General features: G+C 70.7%; 25 protein-coding genes. 20 read left to right on the plus strand and 5 right to left on the minus strand.

All coding sequences use genetic code 11. From position 1 onward, the window contains the following. Window positions 1–189 (minus strand): YciI family protein (locus Val02_RS36955; protein WP_506023583.1); only part of this gene is annotated, 189 nt, incomplete at its 3' end. 162 nt (window positions 190–351) lie between these two features. Here Val02_RS36955 and Val02_RS36960 point away from each other — a divergent pair. The 5 genes from Val02_RS36960 to Val02_RS36980 all read left to right on the plus strand — a co-directional run bounded on the left by Val02_RS36960 (window position 352) and on the right by Val02_RS36980 (window position 3,950). After that, entirely contained in the window at window positions 352–816 is a 465-nt protein-coding gene (locus tag Val02_RS36960; protein ID WP_203903964.1) for an SRPBCC family protein, read from the plus strand. Between the two features lie 209 nt (window positions 817–1,025). Further along, on the plus strand, window positions 1,026–1,604 hold the full coding sequence (locus Val02_RS36965) for a redoxin family protein (protein WP_203903965.1): 579 nt from the start codon (window positions 1,026–1,028) through the stop codon (window positions 1,602–1,604). Then, window positions 1,604–2,500 carry a cytochrome c biogenesis CcdA family protein gene (locus tag Val02_RS36970; protein ID WP_203903966.1) on the plus strand — a complete coding sequence of 299 codons (897 nt, stop codon included), beginning with the start codon at window positions 1,604–1,606 and terminating at the stop codon, window positions 2,498–2,500. Before Val02_RS36965 ends, Val02_RS36970 begins: the two co-directional genes overlap by 1 nt. Before the next feature lie 87 nt (window positions 2,501–2,587). After that, window positions 2,588–3,580 (plus strand): DUF6282 family protein, encoded by a 993-nt coding sequence (locus tag Val02_RS36975; RefSeq protein WP_203903967.1) that lies wholly within the window; start codon window positions 2,588–2,590, stop codon window positions 3,578–3,580. A 196-nt stretch (window positions 3,581–3,776) separates the two neighbouring features. Beyond that, window positions 3,777–3,950, plus strand: coding sequence for a hypothetical protein (locus Val02_RS36980; RefSeq protein ID WP_203903968.1), 174 nt, complete (start codon window positions 3,777–3,779; stop codon window positions 3,948–3,950). A gap of 61 nt (window positions 3,951–4,011) precedes the next feature. On the opposite strand, the gene Val02_RS36985 is transcribed toward Val02_RS36980, so the two are convergent. Both Val02_RS36985 and Val02_RS36990 read right to left on the minus strand, forming a co-directional pair. Further along, entirely contained in the window at window positions 4,012–4,425 is a 414-nt protein-coding gene (locus Val02_RS36985; protein ID WP_373318004.1) for a response regulator, read from the minus strand. Next, complete coding sequence (locus tag Val02_RS36990) at window positions 4,422–4,868, minus strand: ATP-binding protein (protein ID WP_203903969.1); 447 nt, start codon at window positions 4,866–4,868, stop codon at window positions 4,422–4,424. The genes Val02_RS36985 and Val02_RS36990 overlap by 4 nt, the downstream gene beginning before the upstream one ends. Window positions 4,869–5,191: 323 nt before the next feature. Between Val02_RS36990 and Val02_RS36995 the strand changes: the two genes are divergently transcribed. The 14 genes from Val02_RS36995 to Val02_RS48900 all read left to right on the plus strand — a co-directional run bounded on the left by Val02_RS36995 (window position 5,192) and on the right by Val02_RS48900 (window position 21,700). Beyond that, window positions 5,192–6,820 carry a tannase/feruloyl esterase family alpha/beta hydrolase gene (locus Val02_RS36995; RefSeq protein WP_203903970.1) on the plus strand — a complete coding sequence of 543 codons (1,629 nt, stop codon included), beginning with the start codon at window positions 5,192–5,194 and terminating at the stop codon, window positions 6,818–6,820. Between the two features lie 38 nt (window positions 6,821–6,858). Continuing rightward, window positions 6,859–7,623 (plus strand): ABC transporter ATP-binding protein, encoded by a 765-nt coding sequence (locus Val02_RS37000; RefSeq protein ID WP_239153629.1) that lies wholly within the window; start codon window positions 6,859–6,861, stop codon window positions 7,621–7,623. Continuing rightward, window positions 7,616–8,308, plus strand: coding sequence for an ABC transporter ATP-binding protein (locus Val02_RS37005; protein ID WP_203903971.1), 693 nt, complete (start codon window positions 7,616–7,618; stop codon window positions 8,306–8,308). Before Val02_RS37000 ends, Val02_RS37005 begins: the two co-directional genes overlap by 8 nt. Before the next feature lie 46 nt (window positions 8,309–8,354). Further along, window positions 8,355–9,599, plus strand: coding sequence for an ABC transporter substrate-binding protein (locus Val02_RS37010; RefSeq protein ID WP_239153630.1), 1,245 nt, complete (start codon window positions 8,355–8,357; stop codon window positions 9,597–9,599). A 71-nt stretch (window positions 9,600–9,670) separates the two neighbouring features. Continuing rightward, on the plus strand, window positions 9,671–10,543 hold the full coding sequence (locus tag Val02_RS37015) for a branched-chain amino acid ABC transporter permease (RefSeq protein ID WP_203903972.1): 873 nt from the start codon (window positions 9,671–9,673) through the stop codon (window positions 10,541–10,543). 8 nt (window positions 10,544–10,551) lie between these two features. Next, window positions 10,552–11,574, plus strand: a complete 1,023-nt coding sequence (locus Val02_RS37020; protein ID WP_308440047.1) for a branched-chain amino acid ABC transporter permease — start codon at window positions 10,552–10,554, stop codon at window positions 11,572–11,574. 91 nt (window positions 11,575–11,665) lie between these two features. Next, window positions 11,666–12,292, plus strand: a complete 627-nt coding sequence (locus Val02_RS37025) for a TetR/AcrR family transcriptional regulator (protein ID WP_203903973.1) — start codon at window positions 11,666–11,668, stop codon at window positions 12,290–12,292. Between the two features lie 19 nt (window positions 12,293–12,311). Then, a complete protein-coding gene (gene fabG / locus Val02_RS37030; protein WP_203903974.1) occupies window positions 12,312–13,049 on the plus strand; it encodes a 3-oxoacyl-ACP reductase FabG in 738 nt (245 codons plus the stop codon). Between the two features lie 70 nt (window positions 13,050–13,119). Further along, window positions 13,120–13,872: a DUF6928 family protein gene (locus Val02_RS37035; protein ID WP_203903975.1), complete on the plus strand. Its 753-nt coding sequence runs from the start codon at window positions 13,120–13,122 to the stop codon at window positions 13,870–13,872. Between the two features lie 76 nt (window positions 13,873–13,948). Then, window positions 13,949–14,650, plus strand: a complete 702-nt coding sequence (locus tag Val02_RS37040) for a DUF6193 family natural product biosynthesis protein (RefSeq protein ID WP_203903976.1) — start codon at window positions 13,949–13,951, stop codon at window positions 14,648–14,650. A 71-nt stretch (window positions 14,651–14,721) separates the two neighbouring features. After that, window positions 14,722–15,864 (plus strand): NADAR family protein, encoded by a 1,143-nt coding sequence (locus Val02_RS37045; RefSeq protein ID WP_203903977.1) that lies wholly within the window; start codon window positions 14,722–14,724, stop codon window positions 15,862–15,864. Window positions 15,865–16,083: 219 nt separating this feature from the next. Continuing rightward, entirely contained in the window at window positions 16,084–17,640 is a 1,557-nt protein-coding gene (locus tag Val02_RS37050) for a protein kinase domain-containing protein (protein ID WP_239153631.1), read from the plus strand. A gap of 274 nt (window positions 17,641–17,914) precedes the next feature. Further along, window positions 17,915–18,238 carry a hypothetical protein gene (locus tag Val02_RS37055; protein ID WP_203903979.1) on the plus strand — a complete coding sequence of 108 codons (324 nt, stop codon included), beginning with the start codon at window positions 17,915–17,917 and terminating at the stop codon, window positions 18,236–18,238. 237 nt (window positions 18,239–18,475) lie between these two features. After that, complete coding sequence (locus tag Val02_RS48900; RefSeq protein ID WP_203903980.1) at window positions 18,476–21,700, plus strand: S8 family peptidase; 3,225 nt, start codon at window positions 18,476–18,478, stop codon at window positions 21,698–21,700. Between the two features lie 20 nt (window positions 21,701–21,720). Here the strand turns inward: Val02_RS48900 and Val02_RS37065 are convergent, their stop codons facing one another. After that, the gene (locus Val02_RS37065) at window positions 21,721–23,964 is read right to left on the minus strand and encodes a helix-turn-helix domain-containing protein (protein ID WP_203903981.1); all 2,244 of its coding nucleotides are present in this window, start codon (window positions 23,962–23,964) and stop codon (window positions 21,721–21,723) included. Window positions 23,965–24,064: 100 nt separating this feature from the next. Here Val02_RS37065 and Val02_RS37070 point away from each other — a divergent pair, with 100 nt between their 5' ends. Beyond that, window positions 24,065–24,367 (plus strand): hypothetical protein, encoded by a 303-nt coding sequence (locus tag Val02_RS37070; protein WP_203904070.1) that lies wholly within the window; start codon window positions 24,065–24,067, stop codon window positions 24,365–24,367. A 195-nt stretch (window positions 24,368–24,562) separates the two neighbouring features. On the opposite strand, the gene Val02_RS37075 is transcribed toward Val02_RS37070, so the two are convergent. Next, window positions 24,563–25,153: an NADPH-dependent FMN reductase gene (locus tag Val02_RS37075; RefSeq protein ID WP_203903982.1), complete on the minus strand. Its 591-nt coding sequence runs from the start codon at window positions 25,151–25,153 to the stop codon at window positions 24,563–24,565. Between the last annotated feature and the right edge of the window lie 74 nt (window positions 25,154–25,227).

The raw sequence follows: 25,227 nt of genomic DNA on the forward strand, positions 1-25,227 counted from the left end.
GGCGGGTGCGCCGTCGACGAACCGGACGGTGGTGGCCTGCGCGGGGTCGGTGAGGTGCCGGCTCTCCACGACCTCGTCGGAGGCCCGCAGTTCCTGGTCCATGCGCATCATCGTGGTCTGCATGCCGGTGATCCACTCGGGGCTGCGCTCGGCGAGGGTGGCTCCCAGCCCGCCGAACATCATGATCATGTACTTCACTCGGGTTCCTTCCGCTGTGTGCTCTCCCGTGGAGCATCGGCGTCAGGTCGGAGCCGCTGTCGCCGTTCTCGACATCGTGCGCGTGGTTTCTTGTCGCGGCCGGGATCGCGGGTGTCGCCACCCGGGGCGGGCGTTGGGTGTAGGAGTGGTTCTGTGGCTGTCGACGTGCTGACCGACATCATCATCGAGCGCCCCTGCGCGGAGGTCGCCGCCTACGCGGCCGATCCGTCGCACGCGCCCACGTGGTACGCGAACATCGAGTCGGTGGTGTGGCGCACGCCCGCGCCGGTGGCCGTCGGGTCGCGGATGGACTTCGTGGCGCGGTTCCTCGGCCGGCGGCTGGCGTACACGTACGAGGTGGTGGAACTCGTCCCCGGCGAACGGCTGGTGATGCGCATCGCGCAGGGGCCGTTCCCGATGGAAACCACCTACACGTGGGAACCGGTCGACCCGGAGCGCACCCGCATGACCCTGCGCAACCGTGGCGAGCCCGCGGGGTTCGCCAGGATGAGCGCGCCGATGATGGCCGCGGCGATGCGGCGCGCCAACAGCAAGGACCTGGCCAACCTCAAACGGCTTCTCGAACGGCCGCCCGCCGGGTCAGCGGGTGGGTGGTAGGTCGAAGGCCGGGGACACGGCGGGGTCGGCGGAGCCGAGTGCCGGTGGCGATCCCGCCCGGCTTCGACGCGGCCGGGCCGGCGGGGATCGTCACCCCGGAGTTCGTCGATCGGTGCGCCGAGCCGCAGCGGCGTCGTGGCGACGGCGTCCGGCGATGTGACACCGGTTCGTAAGAACCTCCGCGACGGGTTCGCTTGTAGGGTCGGGCCGTGTCCGTTCGCCGCCTCTTCCCGCCGCTTGTCGCCGCGTTGGTACTGCTGGCCGGATGCGCCGGCGGAGCGGACCCGTCCGGTGCCGACAGCGCGCCGGGTTCGTCCGCGCCCGGTTCGTCCGCGGCGGGTGCGGCTTCGCCGGGTCCGAGTTCAGCCGCCTCGGCGACCGGCGCGGTGGCCTCCACGCTGGCCTTCACGGCCCGGACGGTGAACGGCGCGCAGTTCGACGGGGCGACTCTCGCCGGACGCCCGACGGTGCTGTGGTTCTGGGCGCCGTGGTGTCCCACGTGTGCCGGCCAGGCCAAGGGCGTCAAGGCCACCGCCGAACAGCTGGTGGGCAAGGTGAACGTCGTCGGCGTCGGTGGCCTCGACGACGAGTCGGCGATGAAGCGGTTCATCGGCGAGTGGAAGCTCGACGGAATGACGCACCTGTCGGACGAGGCCGGCGTGGTGTGGAAGAAGTTCGGGGTGACGTCGCAGAGCACGTTCGTGCTGTTGGACAGCCGTGGCGCCGTGGTGCACAAGGGCGTTCTCAAGGGCGACGACCTGCCGGGCCGCGCGGGTGCGCTGACCTGATGGCCGATGTCGGGCTCGCCCTGGCCGCCGGGCTGGTCGCCGCGATCAACCCGTGCGGGTTCGCGTTGCTGCCGGTGTACCTGACGCTCCTGGTCGTCGGTGACGACAGTCCCGGCCGGGCGCTGGCCGTCCGGCGCGCGCTCGCGGCCACCGCCGCGATGACGGCCGGGTTCGTCGCCGTGTTCGGCGTCATGGGATTGGTGATCTCGCCGGTCGCGGGTCTGCTTTACCGGTACCTGCCGTGGTTCACCGTCGCGTTCGGGGTGTTGTTGGTGCTGCTCGCCGGGTGGCTGATCGCCGGTCGCGCGCTGCCGTCGTTCGGTCTGCGCCCGACGCGTGGACCGGCCCTGCGGCGGTCGGCCGGGTCGATGGTGCTCTTCGGCGCGGCCTACGCGCTGGCGTCGCTGTCGTGCACCATCGCGCCGTTCCTGGCGATCGTCGCGTCGAGCTTCCGCGCCGGATCGGTGCTGACCGGCGTGGGGCTCTTCGTCGCGTACGCCGCCGGCATGGGCCTGCTGGTCGGGGTGGCCGCACTGGCCGTGGCGACGGCCCGCCCGGGTGCCGTGGCCCGCCTGCGCGGGTTCGGCCCGGCGATCTCCCGCCTCGCCGGTGCGGTGCTGCTGCTCGCGGGTGGTTACGTCGCCTACTACGGCTGGTACGAGTTGCGCGGCGACATCGACGACCCGGTGGTCGATGCCGCCCAGAGCGTGCAGCGTCTTCTGGTGGATGCGGTCGAACGGCCGGGTGCGGCGTGGATCGCGGTGCTGTTCGGCCTGCTTCTGGGCGGCGTGTGGGCGATCGGCGCGATCAGGACCCGACGCGCCGGCCGGACGCCCGCCCCGGTGCGGCCGGCCGACGGCACACCCGCGGCCGAGAAGGCGACCGGCGCGCACTGACCACCGACCCGCCGGACGATGCCTCGCGATCGACAGCGGTCAAGAACGGGACCGCGTGCCGCGGGACTCGTGGATACGGTCACACAGGTGACCGACCATCCCACTCCCACGGCACGCGCCCGGGAGCTCGTCGCCGGAGCGTACGACACGCACATCCACGTCGCGCCCGACGTGATGCCACGCCGCGTCGACGACGTGTCGCTGGCGCGCCGCTTCGCCGAGGTCGGCCTCGCCGGCTTCGTGCTCAAGTCGCACTACGTGCCCACCGCCGAGCGCGCCGAGGTGGTCCGGGCCGCCGTCCCCGGCGTCGACGCGCTGGGCGCGCTGACCCTCAACGGTTCCGTCGGTGGGCTCAACCCCGTCGCGGTCGAGATCGCCGGCCGGCAGGGCGCCCGGGTCGTCTGGCTGCCCACGGTGGACTGCGCCAACCAGCGCGAGTGCCAGGCCCGCGACCCGGCGGGCGCCAAGCCGCCGATGTGGGCGCAGCTGCAGGAGGATCTGGCGCGGCAGGGGATCCAGGCGCCGGCGATCGACGTGCTCGACGCCGAGGGCGCCGTCGTGCCGGCGCTGCGCCAGGTGCTCGCCCTCATCGCGAAGCACGACATGGTGCTCGCCACCGGGCACCTCTCCGGCGCCGAGATCAGCGCCGTGGTGGCGGCGGCCGCCGAGGGCGGAGTGCGGCGCATCGTGGTCACCCATCCGGAGTTCACGTCGCAGAGGCTGCCGGTGCGGACCCAACGCGCGCTCGCCGAGCAGGGAGCCCTGATGGAACGCTGCTTCACGACGCCGTACACCGGAAAGGTCGCCTGGGAGACGCTGTTCGACCACATCCGGCGCGTCGGCCCGGAGCACTCGTTGCTCTCCTCCGACCTCGGACAGCCGTTCAACCCGCCGGTCGAGGACGGGCTCGCACTGCTCGCGGACCGCCTGCTGGAAGCGGGTTTCACCGAGGCGGAGGTGCACACGATGGCGGTGACGAACACCCGCCGCATCGGTGCCGCCCCGCAGACGCCCGGACCTGGTGCGGCCGCACCAGAACATATGAGCGGCCCGTCCATCGGCACCAGACACGGACGGTGACGAGAGACGATGCCCCGCCTGGCGCCGAACGGAAGCCTGGAGGCGTGAACGGCACGCTCCACGAAAGGAACTTCCGTCTCCACACCTGTGGTATTTCCGGCCGAAGCGGTCTCCGCACCCCGGCCGTCGGCAGGTTGCAGTCCGTGGTGGAGCCCGCGCTTGCGATGCTGCCTACGAGCGCGAACTCCGCGAGTTCGTGACGGTCAACCAGGCGCTGGTCGACAGCGGTGCCGCCGGGCTCTTCCCGACCACGGCGGACGCCCTGCGGCAGCGCGACGCCCGGCTCCGCGAGCTGGTCACCCTGCCGCCGGCGCCGCCACGGCCGGCCTACTCGGCGCTCGCGCTGCCCGAGTTCCCGTCGGCGGCCTGAGCCAGACCCGTCCGGTAGGCGATGACGACCAGCTGCGCGCGATCGCGCGCCTCCAGCTTCGTCATGGCGCGCTGCACGTGCGCCCGGCGAGCCGGCCGGCGTCCGGGTGCGGGGCCGCCTCCGAGGCGTCCAGCAGTTCCTCGGCCCCGATGCCGTTGCCGATGAAGCCGCCGGCGCCGGCGCGCAGTGCCCGCGCGACGTGCTCGTCGGTCTCGTAGGTGGTCAGGATCAGCACGTGCGTGGCGTGCAGTTGCGGATCCGCGCAGATTTCCGCGGTCGCCGCGAGCCCGTCGACCTGCGGCATGCGGATGTCCATCAGCACGACGTCGGGGCGCAACCGCCGCGTGAGCCGCACCGCCTCCCCGCCGTCGACGGCCTCCCCGACCACGGTGATGTCGTCGGCGCTCTCGAGCAGCAGGCGGAAGGCCTGACGGAGCAGCGCCTGGTCGTCGGCGAGCAGCACGCGGATCGTCACCGCGCCGTCCCGGCCTCGTCAGTGGCCGGGCCCGTGGTGTCCCGCATCGGCTGGATCGGCAGGCGGGCGCGGACGAGGAAGCCGCCTTCCGGACGGGTGCCCGTGACGACGGTGCCGCCGACCGCGCTGGCACGTTCCCCCATGCCTATCAGGCCGTAACCCGCGGGCCGCTCGGGCGCCGCGGAGGCCGCCGGCGTCCGGGCGCCGGGACCGTCGTCGGCGACGGAGACGGTCAAGCCGTCCGGGTCCCAGGCGAGGCGGACGTGGGCGGTGTCGGTGCCGGCCTGCCGCACCGACGCATCAGGGCCGGCCCGACGGAACCCGTCGAGGAGCGCGGGCAACTGGGACAGCCCGGGCGCGGGCTCGACGGGTGCGGCCGCGTCGTCGGAGTGGCGGAGCAGCCCCACCCAGGTAGGTCCGCCGGCCATCAGTGGGAACGCCACCACCGTCCCGGTCCGGCTCGCGTCCTGCCACAGTGGACTACCTCGACATTCACCCTCATGATCCGCGTCCAGGGTATCGAGCGGCGGGGTCGGAGAACGGGGATTGGCGGCCACCGATCGGGGGCCGCCGGCCGGACTTCCCGTCGTCGATGCCCCGCCGGCCGGTCATGACCACAAGATTTCCTTCGTGTGACCCCTTGCGGCCTCTTGTGACGCCTGCCACAGTGAGTGGCACTCGGTGCCGTCATTTTACGAATCGGCGGCACAGCGTGCTTAGTCAGGAGATCGCAATGGGTCGCGTGCTCCGAGTTCGTGGAAGATTGATGCGAATCCCCGCCCGTCCGACGCTCGTCACCGCTCTGGTGACCGCGACGATGGTCCTCGGGCCGGTGCCCGCCGTCGCCGCGGTGGGCGCGGTCCCGAGATGCGCGGAGTTGGCGGGAGAAGAGATCCCGAGGTCGGTGATCAGCCTGCCGACGCGGGGCGGCCGGGTCGAGTCGGCAGCCCTGGTGACACAGGTGGTGAGTGGCCGGACCGTCGAGTACTGCGACGTCCGCGCCGCGCTTCGTCCGGTCGATCCGTCCGCCCCGGACATCAGGCTGAACGTCGGCCTGCCGGTGGCCTGGAACCGCAGCACGATGATGTTCGGCGGCGGCGGATTCAACGGGACGATTCCCAACATCGCCCAGAACGTGGCGTTCGGACGCCCCGATCAACCGGTGCCGCTGGCGCGTGGATATGCGGTCTACGCCAGCGACTCCGGCCACCAGGCGGGTCCCACCGGACCCCTGGACGGGTCGTTCGGCGCGAACGACGAGGCACTCCGGAATTTCGCGGCCGGCGATGCCCTCAAGAAGACCCACGACGCCGCCCGGTACCTCATCCGTCGTGGCTATGGCGTCGGTCCCCACCGCACGTACTTCGCGGGCGGCTCGACGGGCGGTCGCGAGGCTCTGGTCGTCGCGCAACGGTGGCCGGACGCCTTCGACGGCGTCATCTCCGTCTTCCCCGCCTGGAACAACATGGCCGAGATCCTGTTTCTCGGACACCTCGTGCAGGTGATGTCGCGTCCCGGCGCGTACCCCGGGCCCGACAAGCAGGGCCTGCTCTACAACAGCGTCATGGCGGCCTGCGACGGCCGGGACGGTGTCGAGGACAAGATCATCTCGAACGAACGTGGATGCGACTTCGACCCCCGGGTGCTCCGCTGCCCCAACGGCGAGGACACCGGGCCGACGTGCCTGTCCGACCCGCAGATCGCATCGGTGATCGCCGCGTCGACGCCGTTCAGCTGGCCGTACCGCATCGCCAGTGGTGAACGGTCCTATCCCGGCTTCCCACTCCTGTCGGGCGCCGACATGAGGACGCCGTATCTCGGCTTCGGTACCACCGCGCCGGCCAACCCCATGCCGGTGACCAGCGGGTTCGGGCCCCAGTACTGGGATCAGTGGGTGAAGTACTTCCTGACCAGGGATCCCGGCTACAACTCCCTCGACCTCGATCCCCGGCGGCCGGGGAAGTGGCTCTCCCGGATCAGCTACCTCTCCACCATCCAGGATCGCAACGACGCGGACCTTCGTCCCTTCGCGCGATCCGGCGGACGACTCCTGCTCCTGCACGGCGCCGCCGACGAGCTGGTCTCGCACCGTTCGACGAACGACTACTACCGGCGAGTGCTCGACACGGTGGGCGCCCGCAAGACGAACGAGTTCATGCGGTACTACCTCGCGCCGGGGGCGAACCACGCCAACTTCGGCGCACCCGCCTTCGCCGCCAACTGGGACTCGCTCTCCGCCCTGGAACGGTGGGTCGAGGACGGCCGGCCGCCGGTCGACCCGGTAGCGGTGGACAGCAGGAACGGCAGAACGCGCCCGCTCTGCGAGTACCCGCGCTGGCCGAAGTACCGCTCGGGCGATCCCGACAACGCGCAGAGCTTCGTGTGCGCGCTCTGAACGCCGCCGAGTTCACGAACACGTCGGAAGGAGGCCAGGTGACGGCGGGCGAGCGGGTGGCGGTGCGCACGCGGGCGCTGACCAAGGAGTTCCGGGGCTTCCGCGCGGTCGACTCCGTGGACCTGGCGGTGCGGGAAGGCAGCGTGCACGCTCTGGTGGGTCCGAACGGTGCGGGAAAGACCACCCTGTTCAATCTCCTGACCGGCTTCGTGGCGCCCACGTCCGGGACGATCACGGTGTTCGACCAGGACGTCACCGGGCGCCCGCCCGAGCAGGTCGCACGCTGCGGCGTGGCCAGGTCGTTCCAGATCACCAGCCTCTTCGAGACGCTGACGAGCCGCGAACATGTGGAACTCGCACTCCAGGGACACACCAGGGACGGGTTCCGGTTCTGGCGGTCGGAGAAGCTGCTGGGGCGCAACCGGGCCCGGGTCGACGACCTGCTCGCGCAGGTGGGGCTGCTGCCGCTCGCGGACAAGCCGGTCGGCCTGCTCGCCTACGGGCAGAAGCGCGCGCTCGAGCTGTCACTGGTCCTGGCGGTGGATCCACCGGTGATGCTCCTCGACGAGCCCACCGCCGGGATGGGGATCGAGGACGTCGACCGCACCATCGAACTGGTCCGCCGCATCGCGGTCGGCCGCACGGTGGTGCTCGTCGACCACAACATGCACGTCGTCGGCAGCCTGGCGGACCGGGTGACCGTTCTGCAGCAGGGCAGGATCCTGGCGGAGGGCACCTACGACGAGGTCCGCAACGACGAACGGGTGATCACCGCTTACCTGGGCGAGGCCGAGCATGCTTGAGGTCACCGGTCTGAAGGCGTGGTACGGCCAGGCGCAGGCCCTGCACGGGGTGGACATACGCGTGGGCGTGGGCGAGGTGGTCGCGCTGGCCGGACGCAACGGTGCCGGCAAGACCACCCTCGTGCGGTGCGTGATGGGCCTGCACCGGCAGGTCGACGGCGCCGTGCGCTTCCTCGGCCGCGACGTCACGCACACGCCGGCGCACCAGAGGGCCCGCGCCGGCATGGGCTGGGTCCAGGACGACCGCGGCATCTACAGCAGCCTTTCGGTGGAGGAGAACCTGCTGCTGCCGCCCAAGGTCTCCGACCGGGCCTGGACGCTGGAGCGGGTCTACGAGGCGTTCCCCGTCCTCGCCGAACGCCGCAGGGCGAGCGGCACCACGCTGTCGGGCGGGGAGCAACAGATGCTGGCCATCGCCAGGGCGCTGCGGACCGGTGCCCGGCTGTTGCTCATGGACGAACCCTCCGAGGGCCTGGCCCCGGTGATCGTGGCCCGGATCGGCGCCATCATCCGCGAGATCAAGGCCACCGGCGCCGGTGTGCTGCTCATCGAGCAGAACGTCAAGTTCGCGGCCACCGTGGCCGACCGGCATTACCTGATCAGCCAGGGCCGCATCGTCAACGCCATCGACAACTCCGAGTTCGGCAGCCGCGAGGGCGAACTCCTCAAGCACCTCGGCATCTGACCGGCCGATGAGACAACGCGAAGCTTCGATACGACTGGGGAACGCCATGTATGGCAAGCGAATGTGGGCCGGCGGCCTGGTTCTGACGAACGTACTGCTGCTCGGTGCCTGTGGTGAGGGCGGCCCGGGGGCGTCGGGAGGTGATTTCTCGGGGGACAAGCTGGTGCTGGCGGTGCTCAACGACCAGTCCGGGATCTACAAGGACGCGTCGGGGCCCAACTCCGTCAAGGCGGTGAAGATGGCCGTCGCGGACTACAAGAAGAAGTACGGCGACAAGGCGGTCGTCGACAAGATCGAGGTGACGTCGACCGACCACCAGAACAAGCCGGACATCGCCAACACCAAGGCGTCGGAGCTGTACGAGCGCGGGGGAGCGGACGTCATCCTCGACGTGCCCACCTCGTCCGCCGCCCTGGCCGTCGCCAACCAGGCGAAGAACCACAAGAAACTGTTTCTCGACGTCAGCGCCGCGACCACCGCGCTGACCGGCGCCCAGTGCAACAAGTACACGTTCCAGTGGGCCTACAACACCTACATGCTCGCCAACGGCACCGGCACGACCGTCACCGAGAACGGCGGCAAGAACTGGAACATCATCTACCCCGACTACGAGTTCGGCCAGAACATGACCAAGTCCTTCACCGAGGCGATCAAGAAGGCGGGTGGCACGGTCCAGGGCACCATCCCGACGCCGTTCCCGAACGAGAACTTCGCGACCTTCCTCACCAAGGCCGGCAGCACCAATCCCGACGTCATCGGCACGATGCACGCGGGCGGTGACCTGATCAACCTGGTGAAGCAGTTCAACGAGTCGGGGTTGAAGGCGAAGGGAATCGAGCTCGCCGTCGGGCTGATGCTCATCAACGACATCCACTCGTTGGGCGTGGAACAGTTCGCCGGCACGATGTTCACCGACGCCTGGTACTGGAACATGGACACCGAGGCGCGCACCTGGGCGGACCGGTTCAAGGCCGAGACCGGGACCCGGCCGTCCTTCGAACACGCCGGCAACTATTCCGCGGCGACCCAGTACCTGGAGGCGGTCCAGGCGGCCGGCACCGACAAGGCCGAAGAGGTCATCGCCAAGCTCGAAGGCAAGAAGCTCAACGACGTGTTCCTGCGCAACGGCGAAATCCGCGCCAAGGACCACTCCGTCGTCCACGACGCATACCTCGTGCGGGTCAAGAAGGCGTCGGAGGTGAAGGAGGAGTGGGACTACGAGGAGATCGTGGCCACGATTCCCGCGGCGAAGGCGTTCCCGCCCGCCGAGGCATCCGGCTGCTCCATGTGAGCCGTGCGCCGGCTTCGTAACCCGGGCGTCCTTTCGGGCGCCCGGGGGTCAGCATCGCCGAAAGGGAGCACATGAACGCAGTGCTGCAGTACGCCGTACAGGGACTGGCGGCCGGTAGCTTCTACGCGCTGGCCGCCCTCGGGCTGGCGATCATCTTCGGTGTCCTGGGCGTGGTGAACTTCGCCCACGGCGCGTTCTACATGCTCGGCGCGGTCGCCGCGGCCGTCCTGCTCGACCTGCTCGACCTCTCGCTGTGGTGGTCGCTGCTGGTGGTGCCGGTGCTGATGTTCGGCTTCGGCGTCCTGGTCGAACGGTTGCTCGTGCAGTGGCTGATCCGGCTCGACCCGCTCTACAACTTCCTGCTCACGTTCGGCCTGACGCTGGTCCTCGTGGAGCTGGTCAAGCAGCAGTACGGCGTGTCCGGGCTGCCGTACCGGCTGCCGGGCCCGCTGCGGGGACGCGTCGACCTGGCCGGCGTCGTGCTGCCCCGCTACCAGCTGTTCGTGCTGCTGTTCTCGGTGGGGATCTGCGCGCTCGTCTGGCTGCTGATGACGCGCACCAGGATCGGCATGATCGTCCGTGCGTCGACGGAGAAGCCCGAGCTGGCCCGCGCCCTGGGTATCAACGTGGGCCGCTGGGTGACCCCGGTCTTCGGCTTCGGCGTCGCGCTCGCCGGCCTGGCGGGTGTGCTCGCCGCACCGTTCCGGGCGATCACGGCCGAGATGGGCAACAACTTCGCGATCATTCTCTTCGCGGTCGTGGTCATCGGTGGGCTGGGTTCGATCGTCGGCGCGGTGATCGCGGGGTTCATGGTGGGTCTGGTGGAGGCGTTCGGGCAGGCATACGCGCCGACGTTCGCGCAGATCCTCATCTTCGTCCTGATGGTTCTGATCATTCTCGTCCGGCCCGCCGGGCTGTTCGGACGTAAGGAGGCGACGGCGTGACGCAGTCCGTGGTTACCGAGGCCCCGGCCACCGAGGCGGACGTTCCCTCCACGGGAAGCGATCCGCGGGTGCGCTGGGTCCTGCTGGCCGTCGGCCTGGTGGCGGCGCTGGCGCTGCCCTGGTTCGTCTATCCGCCGGTGGCGATGGACATCGTGGCGCTGGCGCTGTTCGCGATCGCCCTGGACATCCTGCTCGGCTTCACCGGCCTGCTGTCGTTCGGGCACGCGGCGTTCTGGGGCAGTTCGGCCTACGTGACGGGGCTGATCGCGACGCACTACGGCGCGCCGTTCCCGGTGGCCGTCCTCGCCGGCGCGGTGTTCGCGATGATCCTCGCCCTGCCCATCGGCTACCTGTCGGTGCGCCGGTCCGGGATCTATTTCGCGATGGTGACCCTCGCCTTCGCGCAGATGGTCTACTTCATCGCATATCAGTGGAGCGGGCTGACCGGCGGCGAAAACGGCCTCCAGGGCGTGCCCCGGACATTCTTCGGCATCGACCTCGTGGAGACCGAGTCGTTCTACTTCTACTACGCGGCCCTGCCGATCATCCTGCTCGGTATGTGGGGGGCCTGGCGCATCGTGCACTCGCCGTTCGGGCGGGTCCTGATGGCGATCCGTGACAACAGCCAGCGGGCCCGGGCACTCGGATACGAAGTGGAGAAGTACAAAGTCATCGCCTTCGTGCTCTCCGCCGGACTGACCGGCCTGGCCGGTGGGGTGTTCGCCATCAACCACGGTTTCGTCGCGCTGACCGAACTGCACTGGAGCACCTCCGGCGAAGTCGTGCTGATGACGGTGCTGGGCGGCATCGGCACGCTGTGGGGCGGAATTCTGGGCGCGTTCCTGACCGTGATGCTCGCCGACTATCTCGCCTCGTCCGGTTTTCAGGGCATCGACCTGGTCACCGGCTCGGTCTTCGTTCTCGTGGTACTGCTGTTCCGTCGTGGAGTCTGGGGTACCGTTCGGCACCGATACCTGGCCCGGCGGTTACGCCGTGCCACCCGCCGCGGTGCGGCCGATACCCGGGAATGACGTTCGCGCAACGCCACGTAAGGAGAGAGGGCGCCGGTCGGTGACTTCGTGGAAAATAAACGAGACCAAGTACCGGATCTCGGAAACGGCGATGGCCCTGTTCCTGAAGGAGGGATATGCGAACGTCACGGTGGAAGCCGTCGCGGAGGCGTCCAGCGTGTCCCGCCGCACCGTTTTCCGGCACTTCGAGAGCAAAGACGAGCTCGTATTCCCGGACCACACCGAACGCCTCGGTCTGGTGGAACGCTGCCTTCTCGAAGCCGCTCCCGACACGGATCCGGTGGACGCCGTCATCGCGGCCACGGAGGCGTCACTGCGCGATTTCCTCAGCCGTCCCGAGCTCGCCCTCCGGCGATACAAACTGACGCGCGTCGTGCCCGAGTTGCGGAAACGGGAAATCATCGAACACGAGCGGTACGTCGCATTGACCCGTTCGTTCCTGCGTGAGCGGCTGCCACCCGAAGCCCCGCCGTTCCAGTCGATGGCACTCGCGGCCCTCATCGACGCGATCCACCGATCGGCGCTCGGAAACTGGGTACGCGGCGGGGCGAGCGATCCCCTCGCCGAACTGGCGGCGGGCATGGAATGGGTTCGTCGCCTCATGGTCCACCAGTCGACCTTCACGAGCACTCCGCTGCTTCTGGCGGTGCTCCCCGACACGCCGCACGCCCGCCGCGTCCTCACCTCGTTGAAGGACGCCGCGGAGGAGGTGCTCTAGCCATGAGAAGGGGCAGGAGTTGCCGAACCTGACGTTCGACTTCGCGGGGAGAACCGCGATCGTCACCGGAGCGGCACGAGGGCTGGGACTGGAGTTCGCCCGCCTCTTCCACCGGTCCGGGGCGAACGTGTTCCTGGTCGACGCCGACGCCGCCGAGGTCGTGCACGCCGCGGACGAACTCGGCGCGGTCGGCGTCGCCTGCGACGTCACCAGCACCGCGGCCGTCGAGGCACTGGTGGACCAGGCGATCACGGCGACCGGCCGGCTGGACATCGTCGTCAACAACGCCGGCATCCTCCGCGACCGTCGACTCTGGAAGCTGTCGGACGAGGACTGGTCCGAGGTGCTGGACGTGCACATGGGTGGCACCTTCCGGCTGACCCGCGCCGCGGTTCCGGCGTTCCGGCAGCAGGGGTACGGCCGGGTCATCAACGTGACGTCGTACACGGGCCTGCGCGGCAACGTCGGGCAGGCGAACTACGGCGCCGCCAAGGCCGGGATCATCGGCTTCACGAAGACCGCGGCCAAGGAACTCGCGGCGTTCGGGGTGACCGTCAACGCCATCTCGCCCAACGCCGAGACGCGGATGATCGGCTCGATCCCCGAGGAGAAGCGTCAGGAGCTCGAAGCCGCGATCCCGCTCGGCCGGTTCGCGGCGCCCAGCGAAATAGCGGCGGCCGCGGCCTTCCTCGCCTCCGAAGAGGCCGGGTACATCACCGGAGTCGTCCTTCCCGTCGACGGCGGAATCTCGATATGACCGGTGCTGTACCGGAGCGAGCCCGGTCGGCCGTAGTCTGCGTGATCATCCGGCGGAGGCGAAGGGTTCGATGGGCGCGAAGACCGCACTACTGGCTTTCACCTCGGGTGAATTGCGGACCGCGCTGCGGGAAGTCGTGGAGGCCGACCCCGCTGAGGTCCTCGCGCTCGTGCGCGGAATACACCCCGGCTACGACGTAGCACCGATTGCCGACGGCGCGCTCGGCCGCAACATCTACCCGCCGGATGACACCAGCTACGCGACCGTGCTCGCCGGGGCCGAGTTGTTCTGCGATCGCCGGCTCGTCTGTGACCCCCCGTCGCGGCTACCGGCAGGTCTGCTTCGGGCGGGAGGCGACCGGCGGATCATCATGCACGGGATGAACTCGGTCGCTGACTGGCTCTGCTTCGCGGTGTGGGAGAACGGCTCTCTGATCCGCTCGCTCAGCGTCTCTCCGCACGGCGGCATCGCGGAGAACATCGGTGAACCGTACGACTTCGAGCGGCCGTACTGGGCAGGCGAACGACCGGTCCGATCGACGTTGTCAGGAGATCCGTACCCGCTGCCGTTCCACCCGTTGGAGCTGGGACAGGAGGCCTTGCGCGCGTTGTTCGGTTTCATCCTGGAAGGTCGTCCGGACCCGAGCGATGTCGACCCGTACGAGGTCCCGTTGCGAGGATTCCGTGTCGCTGACCCGACGGGGCGGGAACAGGCGGAACGCGAGGCCACGATGAGGCAACTGATGCAACGGATGGGACCGCCGCGGCGCTACCGCATGAGGGCCGACGGCACATTCGAGCAGATCCGCAACGCCGAGGCCTGATCGCCACGTCGTGATCCGTCCGCGGGGTGAGTGGACAGCGTCTTGCAAGCGGGCGGCCCGGGGCATGCACGATGGAATGGTGACCGATGCGGGAGACGACTGGAGCCGAGCAGTTGTCTGGTATCCGGAGGTTGCCGCCGCAGGGGACGCGCGGCGCGCGTGGCAGGCCGAGTTCGACCGTCAGGCAGCCCCGCTTCGGGCGCATCAGCGGGAAGGCTCGAACCCGCACCGCACCGCGACGGTCGAGAACGGCGAGCTGCACGCCGATCTGCTCCTGAGTCCCTGGAAGCGGCAGTTCTACCTGGCGCTTCGCGCCGGCCGGACCACCCTTCTGCAGGGGTACGCTCCGGACCTTGCGACGGCCGCCGAGGCGGCGCGGCTGTGGTTGTCCCGGGCGCGGCCCGGGCAGGTCGCGGCAGCATGGTCGTTTCTGGGGTCGGTGGCCCTGGCGGAGGCGCGGGAGCGCGGCGATCACCGGGAGTCCAAGTGGTTGTGGCTGTACGAGAACCACTGCGCGGATCGGGTGGCGGCGCGTCTGTCGGCGTTCGTCGCTCTGGCGTTCCACGAGCCGCGGCTGCGCGCACTGCGGCCGTACACCAGCCACTGGACCCTGTGCTTCAGCAGCACGCCACAGTGGCCCTTCAGCCGGGAACATCCCACGGTCACACCGGTAGAGGCTCCTGATCGGTACCTGGTCCGCACGCCCGACGGTCGAACCCACGACGAAACCGACGCCCCCGGCGCCCTGGGACTGGTGATGGCTGAACTGCCGGGCTGATCCAACAGGAGCAGCAGATCGACGGCGGTTATCGAATGGCCGGTGCCGGCCGGCGCGGCTACGGTGCCGTGGTGACATGGCGCAAACGCACCTACCGCGACGTCGACGGCCAGCGGGTGGAGGGCACCTGGCGGCACGTGTTCGTTCGCAACGGCGACGCCTACCATCTGGCCGACCTCATCGTCTACGCGGACGGTGCCATCGACTGCGGCCTCGGAGGACTCACCGACCTGGACGGACTGCGCACCGAACTGCGCCGCGGTCGGGTCGCCACCACCCTTGAGGAAGGCTTACGGGCGTCGGCCCACCACGTGGCCGTCTGGCGCTTCGCCGAACCCCGTACCTGGATCGACGCGGACATGCTCCTCGGCGAGGTCGCCGACGAGATCGACCTGCTCAACGACCGGCCAGATGCGACCGGCCGGTGCCTGCTCGCGGTGCGGACCTACCTGGCCGATCCGACGCAGGACAACCGGCTTGTCGTCCGCGACCGCTACGAGGCTATCCCCGAGCATCTGCGCGTCTACGCCCTCGGCGACATGGACAACAGGGACCGGCCCTTGAAGGTTCTGGCCACCGCAGTGGGGGACACCGACCCGGACGGGGAGGTGGTGACCGCGGCCATGCACGCGGAGGCCGTCGCATACTTCCGCGAGCGCGACCGCGATCGCGTGCGGCGGGCGGAACGGATCCCGGCAGACGGCCCCGACGTGCCCGAGGCGCCGACGCTGACCATCTACCGCGGACGGCAGGAGCGCCCCGGCACGGAGGTACTCCAGAACGGCTGGCGAGCGCGCATCACGGTCAGCGAATGCAGCTATCCGTCCGTCACGCACGCCTACTGGGCGCTGTCGAGCAGCGATCCTGTCTGGCATGACCGCATCGCCGCAGCACCGTCCGGCGATGACGCCGCGGCCCTCGCCGAGCAGGCGCCACGCCGCGCCGGCTGGGCCACCTCCCGCCTGGCCGTCATGGCGGCACTGCTGCGCGCGAAGTTCGCCCAGCACCCGCAGATGGCGCGCACGCTGCTCGCCACCGGCGACGCCCGCATCATCTACCTGGACCTCGGCTCCGCCTACTGGACCGCGGCCGGGCAGCGTGCCAACAACTGGATCGGCAGGCTCTTGGAAGTCGTCCGCTCCGAGTTGGCGGCGCAGGAGGCCGGCATACCCGCGCCCGGCGCTCAGGCCACCGGCCCCTCCGCTTTGCCGTGAACCCGAGCGCCTTCAGGCATCCTCGCGCGCGATGAGCGTCTTGCCGCCAGGTTCGCCACCGGAGCCCGTCTGCCAACCGCTGCCCGCGGCTGTCTCGGCGGACGGCCCGGCTAGGGAATTTCGTCGATTCCGCCGCCCGCGGGGCGTTCTCGGGTGGCTTGTTCGAAGCGGTTCGCTAAGGTCGCTCGTCGCAGTCGACGAAGCATGGGGGTAGGAATCGTGGGGCGTCATCCCCTGCGCCCGGGCGACCCGGCGTCCATCGGCGAGTACACGCTGTCGGAACGGCTCGGCTCGGGCGGCATGGGCACCGTGTTCCTGGGGCACACGCCGCAGAACATGCCGGTGGCGATCAAGGTGATCCGGACCGACCTCACCGACCACCCGGAGTTCCTCGGCCGGTTTCGCAGCGAGGTCAGCCGGGTCCGTCAGGTGCCGCCGTACTGCACCGCGGCGGTGATCGACGCCGACCTCGACCACGACCCGCCGTACCTGGTGGTGGAGTACGTCGACGGGCCCAACCTCTCCGACGTGGTGCGCGACCACGGGCCGCTGTCCCCGCACGCGCTGCACGCCGCGGCGCTCGGCATCGCCGGCGCGCTGACCGGCATCCACGGCGCCGGGGTGATCCACCGCGACCTCAAGCCGGCCAATGTGCTCTTCGCGCCGGGCGGGGTCAAGGTGATCGACTTCGGGATCGCCCGGCCGTTGGAGGCGACCAGCCAGCACACGCGGACCGACCAGATGGTGGGGACCGTCTCCTACATGGCACCGGAACGCTTCGACGACGGCGGCGGCCCGCACCTCGACGCGGCCGCCGACATCTTCGCGTGGGGCGCGGTGGTCACCTTCGCCGGCACCGGTCGCACGCCGTTCGAGGGTGAGTCGGCGCCGGCCACCATGATGCGCATCCTGACCAAGCCGCCCACCCTGACCGGCCTGCCCGACTCGCTGCGCCTCATCGTCGCCCGGAGCCTCGCCAAGGACCCCGTCGAGCGGCCCACCGCCCGCGAACTGGTCGACCTGCTCCTGGCGGCGGACCCGCTGAACGGCCCCACGTCGTCCGCCCTGACACTGCCCGCATCCACAAGCACGGCCCCCGTCGCGGACCCACCGACGCGCGCCCGCCGGGCCCGCATCCGGGCGTACGCCGCCATGGCCGCCGCCGTCGCCGTGCTCGCCGGGCTCCTCGGCTACACCGTGCTGAGCGGCGGCGATTCCGCTCCGCCGGCGCGGACGCAGCTCGCGTCGTCGGACGGCCCGGCACCCGCGGCCGCCGCCCCGCCCCCCGGCACCGAAGGGCCCTCCACCGGCCCGTCGAAGTCGGTCCCGCCGTCGACGTCCACCTCGCGGGCCGCGTCCCCGTCGGCGCCGCAGGCCTCGGCGAACACCGCCGGCCGCAACCTCGCGCTGAACACCCAGGCGACCGCCTCCACCGTGGAGGGCCAGGCGTGGCGCGCGTCGAACGCGGTCGACGGCAACCTCACGACCCGCTGGAGCAGCGGCTTCAGCGATCCCCAGTGGCTGCGCGTGGACCTGGGCGGCACGTGGCAGATCAGCGAGGTCACGCTGCACTGGGAGAACGCCCACGCCACCGAGTACAAGGTGGAGCTGTCCACCGACGGCACCACGTGGAAGTCGGTGTTCAGTACCGGCAGCGGCCAGGGCTCCGACGTCGTCGTCGAGGTCGCCAAGGTGCCCGCGCGGTATGTGCGGATGTACGGCACCAAGCGGAACACCAATTACGGCTACTCGCTGCTGGAGATCACCGTGCGCTGAGCGGACGGTCCGGAAGCCTTCGTCGGGTCTCTATACTCCGCGCGTGCCGCACTGCCCACTTTCCGCCACGATTCGCACCGCGATCGGGGCGCTACTGCTGGTCTTGACGATGGCCGGCTGCGCCTCCAAGGCGGAGTCGTCCCCCGATGTCGCGCCGTCGAGCACCGGCGCCGCCCCCACCGCGACCGGCTCTCCCGCTGCTTCCGTGGATGAGTCGCGGAAGGCGGCGACGGCACAGGTGCCCAATGCGCCTCAGACGACGAAGGCGCCGAGCGTGGGCGGCACCAAGTACCCGGAGTGTGCCGACGGCGACTGCGAGGTGTCCTTCTCCGGCTCGGTCACGTTCCCCCTTCGCGGGTGGACGGTGTCGGCCTTCCTGGAGAACGGCGGTGTCAAGGCGCGGCTGACCAAACCCAACGGCCTCGGTGGCGGTGGCGGTTTCATGGCAGGGCCCGGATGCAGTGTGGAGATACGCGCCGACGGCGGCGGGCGGGTCGGATGCGACAGACCCCAAGCCAAGCCCGAGTCGGGCGGGTACGTCGTACACCTGCTGAAACTGAACGGGGGCACCGCGGTCATCCGAGCGATCCTGGGCTGACTGCGAGCCGTCCGGCCGGCAGAACAACCGGCAGAACGTGCGGCGAAAGACGTGCTCACGGGCGCGACCTACGTCACACGCGGTTTCCTCGAAACCCGAGTTGACCTGCGTCAATACGGATGTGCCGAACCGGCGGTGCCGACGCCGTTAACAGCCGTGGTATTGGCGCGAAACGGCTGACTGAACAGACTCCGCCGACCGTGCTCGTACATCGGGCAACGAAGTGGAGGCAGCACCATGCGACAACGCCGGCTTCTGGCGTACGGCACATCAGTCGCCACCTTGGCGACGTTGCTCATCGTGGCGGCCACGACCGCCGCCGGCGCGGAGCCGCCCGGGACGGCGGCGGCACGGCCGGATCCCAGCCGGACGGTCACGCTGTTCACCGGTGACCGGGTCGCCGTCGCCGGCGGCCAACTGGCCGTCACGCCGCGCCCGGGCGTGCAGTTCCTGCGCTTCCGGCGGGACAAGGCGGACTACGTGGTGCCGTCGGACGCGTTGGCGCTGCTGAAGGCCGACCGGCTGGACGAGCGGCTGTTCAACGTGACGGCGCTGCTCGAATACGAGTTCGACAAAATCGATCATCTGCCGTTGGTGGTCTCGGACGCGAGCGCCGTGTACGGCCTGTCGTCGCAACGCGAACTGGACGCGGTCGACGGGTTCGCGACCACGGTGCCGGTCGCGGAGCTCTCCCGGACCTGGCAGAGCACGCGGACGTCGCTCACCGGCGGCAAGATCTGGCTCGACGGGATCCGCAAGCCGACGCTGGACGTCAGCGTGCCGATGACCGGGGCGCCGGGGGCGTGGGCGGCCGGGTTCGACGGCAGCGGCGTGACGGTCGCGGTGATCGACACGGGTGTCGACGACAGCCACCCGGACCTGGCCGGAAAGGTCGTGGCGCGGCGCAACTTCGTCCCCGACAAGGAGACCGGCCTGGACGTGGCCGGGCACGGCACCCACGTGGCCTCCACGGTCGCCGGGACCGGTGCCGCCTCCGACGGGAAGTACCGGGGGGTCGCACCGGGGGCGGCGCTCATCGACGCCAAGGTGTGCTGGAGCGTGCCGGGCGGCGGTGCCTGTTCGGACTCGGCAATCCTCGAGGCGATGCAGTGGGCCGCGGCCTCCGGCGCGAAGGTCGTCAACATGAGCCTCGGCGGTCCGGACCAGATCGGTATCGACCCGCTGGAACAGGCGGTCAACGACCTGTCGGCGCAGTACGGGACGCTCTTCGTCTGCTCGGCCGGCAACTGGGGCGGCTCCACGTTCCGGGTGGGCTCACCCGGCACGGCCGACGCCGCGCTGTCGGTCGCCAACTTCGACAAGTCCGGTGAGTTGTACTGGAGTTCGCTGCACGGGCCGCGCATCGGCGACTACGCCGTCAAGCCGGACATCGCCGCGCCCGGCACCGACATCACCGCGGCCCGCTCGCCCAGCGCGGCCGGGCTGCCGGAGGGCCCGTACATCGGATTCACGGGAACGTCGATGGCGGCACCGCACGTCGCCGGCACGGCCGCACTGCTGGCGCAGGCCCGTCCGGGCTGGAACGGCGCGCGGTACAAGGAATCGCTGATGGCCGGCGCCCTGCCGAATCCGGGCTACGACGTCTTCGCCCAGGGCGCCGGGATGGTGAACGTGGCGCGTTCGCTGGGCCAGCCGGTGACCGTGTCGCCCCCGTCGCTGAGCATCGGGGTGCTGGAGTGGCCGCACACCGAGGCGCCGAGCGGCCGCAGCGTGACCTACCGCAACGACGGCGACGTCGCGCTCACCCTCGCGCTGTCGTTGGAGTCCAACGCACCGGCGGGGTTGCTGAGCCTGGGCGCGGAGACGGTGACGGTTCCGGCGCGCGGCACGGCGAGTGTCGAGGTGCGCGCCGACGAGAAGGCCTCCGACGCCTACGGCTTCTACAGTGGACGGTTGGTCGCCACCGGCGGTGACGTCACGCTGCGCACGCCGGTCAGCGTCGACCTCGAGGCGCCCTCGGCGACCCTCAAGGTGAACGCGATCGGCCGCGACGGTGCGCCGCCGGCCGAGGTGATGCTGTCGATGAGCAAGCCCGACCCGTCGAGCCCCGAGGCCGTCACGGTGTACACGCCGAGCCAGTCCCTGCGGGCGCCGCTGGGCAGCACCTGGCACGTCGCGGCGTACATGCGCGGCGCCGACGGGTCGATCTCGCTGGTGACGTTCAACAAGGTGACGATGAACGCGGACCGGGAGATCGTGCTGGACGCCCGCAAGGCGAAGCCGGTGCACATCTCCGTGCCGGACCGCAAAGCCAAGGCCTACGACGCCAGCCTGATGGTGCACCGGGCCGCCGACGGCTACCCCACCTACGACGCCGTCTCCGGCGACCCGGCGACGCTCTACACCGCCGACGCCGGACCCGGGCGCCTGCCGGGGGTGATCAGCCAGGTGCACGCGGTGTTCCAGGGCCCGCCGAAGCGGGGTGCGTCGCCGGACGTCTACCAGTTCGGGTGGCGCACCGAGGGGGCGTTCGTCAACGGGTTCCGCAAGGACGTCAAGGCCGCCGAGCTGTCCACAGTGGACGTCGACTACGGGCGCAACGCCACGGGTGTGACGGCGTGGCGTTCCAACATGATCCCCGAACCGTCGCTGGCGGGCGCGTACCCGTTGAGCAGCGAGCTGCCGCCGGTGACGGCGCCGGCGCACCGCGTGGAGTACTACAGCGGCAACGTGCCGTGGCGCTCGCGGGTCGTCGAGCGTGACGTCGTCGACGGCGCACCGCTGCTGGATCTGGCGCAGCAGCAGGACGCGGGGTACCGCAGCGGCCGCCGCCACAGCGAACGCTGGAACGGTGCGGTGTTCAGCACGACGGTCGCGCCCGCCTACGTCGGCTCGCCGGTCCTGGTGCGCCAGGGCAACTCGTTCTACGCCGGCTTCAGCGCGTTCGCCGACGGGGCGGGGCACATCGGGTGGCCGTACGCGGTCGACGGGCTCCAGTTGAGCCTGCGCCGTGGCGACACCGAGCTGGGTGAGTATCCGGCGACGTTCGGCTCGTGGGAGGTCGGCGCGGATCCGGCCGGGTACCGGCTGCGGTTCGCCGTGGACCTGGGCGAACCGTTCGTCCTGTCGCGGCGAACGGAGACGGAGTGGACGTTCCGCTCCTCGGCCGTGCAGGAGGGCGAGGTGCCGTTGACCTCGATCGGCCTGGAGCCGCAGCTGGGGCCGGACAACAGCGCCCGTGCCGGTGAGGTCGTGTCGGTGCCGCTGACGTTCGTCTCGCAGGGGCCGGTGGGCCGCGTCCGCAGCGCGACGGTGTCGGCCTCCTACGACGAGGGCCGCACCTGGGTGCCGGCGCCGACCGTCGAACGGCACGGCAAGTACACCGCGCAGGTACGCGCACCGCACCACCACAAGGGTTTCGTCGCCCTGCGGGTGTCCATGGTGGACAGTTACGGCAACACCACCACCACGAAGGTCCTGCGGGCCTACCGGGTCGGGTGAGCCGGGGGACGCCGGCCGCGTCAGCGCGGCCGGCGTCCCGTCGCCAGCCCGAGCTCGCTGAGCCGGGCCATCGCCAGGTCGGCCAGCGGCGCCTGCCCGGCCTGGCGGGCGATGCGCACCGCGCGACGCAGTTCCGTGCGGGCCTCCTCGACCTGACCCTGCCGGGCCAGGACGCTGCCCAGCCCGTACCGGCAGCGGGCCTCGCTCTGGCGCATGGCGCTGCGCTGCAACAGCGGCAGCGCGTGCCGCAGCCGTTCCGTCGCCGGGGCGAGGCGGCGCAGCGCGAACAGGCTCATCCCGAGGTTCAGGTGCAGGTGCCCGGCGGTCACGTCGCGCAGCAACGGCGACGGCGCCCGGTCCGGTTCGCTCAGCAGCGCCTCCAGCCGCCGGTACTGGGCGATGGCCTCGCGGTGCCGGCCGGCCTCGGCGAGGCTCGCGGCCAGCAGTGCCAGGGCCTGCGAGTAGCCGTCCCGGTCGGCGGCCGCCTCGAACAGCGGCAACGCCTCCGCAGCCGCCTGCCCGGCCTGTTCGGCCGCGCCGCGCCGCCGGGCCGCCGCACCGATGCACACGAACGACCAGCCCTGTTCGCTGAGGTCACCCGCCTCCCGGGCCAGGTGCAACGCCTGCGACGCCGGTTCCGCGGCCAGGTCGTGGCGCAGCGCGCAGGTGGTGTAGGCCCAGGCGAGGTAGTTGAGGTGCACCGCCTGTTCGCGGGCGCCGCCGATGATGCGCGCCGACGCGGCCGAGGTCCGGAACACCTCCAGCCAGTGCTCCCAGTGCCGCCACCGCTCGGAGTACCAGTGCACGGCGTCGGCGACGGCCATCACCTCGGCGTGCCGCTCCGCCCGGAACGCGCTGCGCAGCGCGCCGAGCCAGTTCAGGCTCTCGTGCTCCAGCCAGTGCGCGGCATCATCCATTGTGGACGGTGGCTCGTCCGGTGCCGCGCGGTCGGGGTCGAAGCGGCGGCCGGCGGCGATGGTGGTGTCGAGCAGCCAGGTGACCATCCGGTTCTCGGCCGCATGCCGTTCCCCCGGATGCTCCTCCTGCAGACGGCTCCGCGCGAACAGGCGCAGCAGGTCGTGGAACCGGTAGCGACCGTCGGCGGCCGACTGGAGCAACCCCGACTCCACCAGCTCCTCCAACGCGGCCTCCGCCGCGCGGAGCGGCACACCGGCGACGCTGGCGGCCAGTTCGACACCGGCGTCGGCACCGGGGACCAGCGCCAGGCGCCGGAACATCCGCGCGGCCGCCGCGGACAGGCGCCGGTACGACTGCGTGAACGGCGCCGCCACCTGGAGATCCCCGGCACTGAGCAGGTCCAGGCGCCGGTCTGCGTCGCCGAGGCGGCGGAGCAGGTAGCCGATGCTCCAGTCCGGGCGGCTCAGCAGCCGGTTGCCGGCGATCCGCAGCGCCAGCGGCAGGTGGCCGCACACCTCGGCCAGTCCGTGCAGGCCGCTCTCCGGCTGTGTGTCCGCGCGTGCACCGATGATGCGCCGCAACAGCTGCACCGCTTCGCCCCGGGACAGTACGGGCAGCGCGAGCCGTTCGACCGCCTCCAAGCCGGCGAGACCGCGGCGGCTGGTGACCACGGTCGTCGACCGCCCCGACCCGGGCAGCAACGGCCGCACCTGGGCCTCGTCGGCGGCATTGTCCAACAGCAGCAGGACCCGACGTCCGGCCACCACCGCGCGGTACAGGGCGCTGCGGTCGGCGGGGTCGGCGGGCACCCGCGCCTCGTCGACGCCGAGGGCGATCAGCAGGCGCGACACCAGCTCCGGCGCGCCGGGCGCGACGTCGTCCAGGCCGCGCAGGTCCAGGAAGAACACCCCGTCCGGGAAATGCTCCGCGAGCCGTGCGGCGGCCTGCACGACGAGCGAGGTCTTACCCACCCCCGGCGGGCCGGACACCACCACGACCGCGCCGTCATCACGGTCGCCGACGAGTTCGGCGAACCGGCGCAGTTCACTCTCCCGGCCGGTGAAGTCGGCGACGACGCGCGGCGGGGCGAGCCCCGGCACCGGCGGGGGAGGGCGACGACCGGCCCGGGCCGCCGCGCGCACGGCGTCCGCGGCGGGGCCCGGCAGGCCCATCGCCCGGATCAGCGCGTCGACGGTGCGTTGCTGCGGGACACGGCTTCTACCGCGTTCCAGATCGCTGATGGCGCGCACGCTCACCCTTGCGGCGGCGGCCAACTCGTCGATGGTGAGGCCGGCGTCGCCGCGATGGCGTCGCAGCAGGATGCCGAGCGGGTTCGCTTCGGTCACGGGGCACCTCCGGGCGGCGCCGCACGCCCGCCACGCCTGCCTCATCGTGCCCGCAGCCGGCGTCGTCAGCAAGGTCATCGCCGCCGGGTCGAGTCCACCGATGGGGACGGGGACCCCGATCGAGACCGAGCCGGGTGACTTCGTGTTCGCGCCGCCGTGGGCCGCACCGGGAGGAGAACCCGGGCGCCGGTACCCGCGCGAGGCGACGCCCATGCCGATCGTCTACCCCACCGCCTGCTCGCCCCAGGCATGGGCAACCGGGACGCCGCTGTTGCTGCTGCGTGTCCTGCTCGGGCTGGAGCCTGCCCCGGACGGCCCTCTCAGCGAACCCCATCTCGTCCCGCCGATCGGCACTTCGGCCCTGCACGGGCTGAGAGCGCGGACGAAGGGCGCACTCTCGTGACCGCCCCCGCGGAGGCGCAGTCTTCGACGTGGCCGTTGACGCCGCTGCGGATGCTGCTGACGAAGTCTGACTGGACCCCGTTCAGGAAGTTGGTCAGTGCGGCGGTCAGGGTTACCGGGTTGAGCCGGTCCTGGTCGGCGAACAGCCAGTCGTGGACCGGCCGGAACCGTCCTTCCGGCACCTGCTGCCTGGCGTTTACACGGTCCGGGCGGTGCTCGCTTCACGGGGCAGCACCGTGAGCACCCGGACGATGTGGTCCCGGAACTGGGCCATGAAGTCGGTGAGGAACACCCGGGTGGACTCGTCGGCGACCGCACCGTTGCCCGGGAACAGTTCTGGGGTGTATTGGATGTACGCCTCCGGCGCGGTCATCTGCCGCGCGTTGCAGAAGCTCAACACCGCACGCAGGCTCTGCTGAGCCAGTGCCGTGCCGATCTGACCGATGGACGCCCCGATCACCGCCGCCGGGATGTGGTCGAAGGAGTTCTGCCCCCACGGGCGGGAAGCCCAGTCGATCGCGTTCTTCAACGCCCCCGGAATCGATCGGTTGTACTCCGGCGTCACGAAAAGAATCGCCTGGGACCGGTGGATCGCGTCCTTGAGGGCACGTGCCTCGGGCGGGTAGTCCGCGTCGTGATCCGGGCTGTACAGAGGCAGGTTCCCGATCGCGAGTTCCGTGAACTCGAGGTCTTGCGGCGCCGACCGGATCAGGGCCATGGCAAGTTCCCTGTTGACGGAGGTGGACGAGAGGCTGCCCACGAAGTATCCGACCTTGTACGTGGTCATGGTGCTTCCTTCCGGATGGGTCCGGGTCGCCGCGCGGATGCGGCTGAGGCCTCGGTGTTCTGGCGTTCGGGTAC

Origin of the sequence: Virgisporangium aliadipatigenens (assembly GCF_016863615.1) — a bacterium.
Lineage (GTDB): Bacteria > Actinomycetota > Actinomycetes > Mycobacteriales > Micromonosporaceae > Virgisporangium > Virgisporangium aliadipatigenens.

Excerpts from the sequence above, each read along its gene's own strand:
- Val02_RS36970 (WP_203903966.1), top strand. The coding sequence starts at position 1,604 with ATGGCCGATGTCGGGCTCGCCCTGGCCGCCGGGCTGGTCGCCGCGATC.
- Val02_RS36995 (WP_203903970.1), top strand. The coding sequence starts at position 5,192 with ATGCGAATCCCCGCCCGTCCGACGCTCGTCACCGCTCTGGTGACCGCG.
- Val02_RS37005 (WP_203903971.1), top strand. The coding sequence starts at position 7,616 with ATGCTTGAGGTCACCGGTCTGAAGGCGTGGTACGGCCAGGCGCAGGCC.
- Val02_RS37010 (WP_239153630.1), top strand. The coding sequence starts at position 8,355 with ATGTATGGCAAGCGAATGTGGGCCGGCGGCCTGGTTCTGACGAACGTA.
- Val02_RS37015 (WP_203903972.1), top strand. The coding sequence starts at position 9,671 with ATGAACGCAGTGCTGCAGTACGCCGTACAGGGACTGGCGGCCGGTAGC.
- Val02_RS37025 (WP_203903973.1), top strand. The coding sequence starts at position 11,666 with ATGGCCCTGTTCCTGAAGGAGGGATATGCGAACGTCACGGTGGAAGCC.
- Val02_RS37035 (WP_203903975.1), top strand. The coding sequence starts at position 13,120 with ATGGGCGCGAAGACCGCACTACTGGCTTTCACCTCGGGTGAATTGCGG.
- Val02_RS37040 (WP_203903976.1), top strand. The coding sequence starts at position 13,949 with ATGGTGACCGATGCGGGAGACGACTGGAGCCGAGCAGTTGTCTGGTAT.
- Val02_RS48900 (WP_203903980.1), top strand. The coding sequence starts at position 18,476 with ATGCGACAACGCCGGCTTCTGGCGTACGGCACATCAGTCGCCACCTTG.
- Val02_RS37070 (WP_203904070.1), top strand. The coding sequence starts at position 24,065 with ATGGGGACGGGGACCCCGATCGAGACCGAGCCGGGTGACTTCGTGTTC.
- Val02_RS37075 (WP_203903982.1), bottom strand. The coding sequence starts at position 25,153 with ATGACCACGTACAAGGTCGGATACTTCGTGGGCAGCCTCTCGTCCACC.